The sequence below is a fragment of the Citrobacter sp. Colony219 genome (assembly GCF_019382635.1).
Taxonomy (GTDB): domain Bacteria; phylum Pseudomonadota; class Gammaproteobacteria; order Enterobacterales; family Enterobacteriaceae; genus Citrobacter; species Citrobacter youngae.
This window is the reverse complement of the sequence record NZ_CP080033.1, coordinates 4,148,685-4,149,234: the sequence shown is the minus strand read 5'-3', so window position 1 is coordinate 4,149,234 and position 550 is coordinate 4,148,685. Positions and strand designations below refer to the sequence as shown.

1 protein-coding gene and 1 pseudogene are annotated in these 550 nt (G+C 54.5%); both read left to right on the top strand.

The features are described 5' to 3' along the window. Positions 1-15: 15 nt before the first annotated feature. Positions 16-477 (top strand): hypothetical protein, encoded by a 462-nt coding sequence (locus JTI85_RS18535; protein ID WP_219352598.1) that lies wholly within the window; start codon positions 16-18, stop codon positions 475-477. Beyond that, a pseudogene (xreR2, locus tag JTI85_RS18530) lies at positions 474-550 on the top strand (cell morphology transcriptional regulator XreR2); the annotation flags it as partial. The gene JTI85_RS18535 and the pseudogene xreR2, both read left to right, overlap by 4 nt.

The following is a 550-nucleotide window of genomic DNA, read 5'->3' as shown; positions in this document are numbered from 1 at the left end:
TTGGAGGCTGCCACTATGGCTACGATCCCCAACCAGACACACCCGTTACTTACTGTTCCCTTCAATGCCGCCACGGACTTCACCGTCCTTGCCAGCCACTGCGAAAACTTCGCCGAAACCCTGATTGAAAGTAAAGATATCGCGTTAAAAATGGCGCTCTGCGGCAGACTTAACACCGCTCTGACGCTGCTCCAGCCCACGCTGTTAGAACCTGTTCCGCCGCATCTTATTGAAAGCCTGACCGTTGATACTCTCCCCGCAAACGCCCCTCAGTTTGGGCCTGAATGCACAGAGCTTTGCAACTACTGCATTGCCCTGACGCAGACGCTGGCGGGGCAGGGGTTTTCCTCTGAAACAGAGAAACACCTTAGCTGGTTGCTGTATGACCTGATCAACTACTTCGCGGCAGAAATGAAAGCCCCGCGCTGGCTGCGCACTCCTGATGGCGTAAAATTTATTGACGGGGTAGCGGCATGATGCAACTGGACTGGCATCCCGCCGACATTATCGCGGCGCTGAAAAAACGTGGAACGTCGTTATCCGCCGTTTC